The 1,001-nt window shown below is 43.0% G+C and carries 1 protein-coding gene; it reads right to left on the bottom strand.

Features of this window, described 5'->3' with window-relative positions:
- On the bottom strand, window positions 1–1,001 hold a 1,001-nt coding region (gene tuf / locus BCU91_RS06895), incomplete at both ends, for an elongation factor Tu (RefSeq protein WP_102531173.1).

The raw sequence follows: 1,001 nt of genomic DNA, 5'->3' as shown, positions 1-1,001 counted from the left end.
GGGTAGATTAGTGTAACAACCATTTTGATGTTATCACCAGGCATTACCATTTCTACGCCTTCTGGAAGCTCGATAGTACCAGTTACGTCAGTTGTACGGAAGTAGAACTGTGGACGGTAACCTTTGAAGAATGGAGTGTGACGTCCACCTTCTTCTTTCGAAAGTACGTATACTTCTGATTCGAAAGTTGTATGTGGAGTGATTGAACCAGGCTTAGCTAATACTTGACCACGTTCAACGTCATCACGCTTAGTACCACGTAAAAGTACACCACAGTTCTCGCCAGCACGACCTTCGTCAAGCAGCTTACGGAACATTTCAACACCAGTACAAGTCGTTTTAGTTGTGTCTTTAACACCAACGATTTCTACTTCGTCACCTACTGTGATGATACCACGCTCAACACGACCAGTAACAACAGTACCACGACCTGAAATTGAGAATACATCTTCAATTGGAAGTAGGAATGGCTTATCGATGTCACGCTCTGGCTCTGGGATATAAGTATCTAGAGCTTCAGCTAGTTCAACAACTTTAGCTTCCCAATCTGCTTCGCCTTCAAGTGCTTTAAGTGCAGAACCTTGAATAACTGGTAAGTCATCACCTGGGAAGTCATATTCAGAAAGAAGTTCACGAACTTCCATTTCTACTAATTCAAGTAGTTCTTCATCGTCAACCATGTCACATTTGTTCATGAATACGATGATGAAAGGTACGCCAACCTGACGTGAAAGCAAGATGTGCTCACGTGTTTGTGGCATTGGACCATCTGTAGCAGCAACTACTAAGATAGCGCCGTCCATTTGTGCAGCACCAGTAATCATGTTTTTAACATAATCGGCGTGACCAGGACAATCTACGTGTGCGTAGTGACGAGATGGAGTGTCATATTCGATGTGAGAAGTATTAATTGTAATACCGCGCTCACGCTCTTCTGGAGCGTTATCGATTTGTGCGAAATCTTTAACTTCACCACCATATACTTTTGACAATACAGCTGA

It is taken from the genome of Shewanella sp. 10N.286.52.B9, assembly GCF_002873635.1.
Lineage (GTDB): Bacteria > Pseudomonadota > Gammaproteobacteria > Enterobacterales > Shewanellaceae > Shewanella.
Note: the sequence above shows the minus strand (reverse complement) of the source record. Positions and strands in the feature narration are given on the sequence as shown.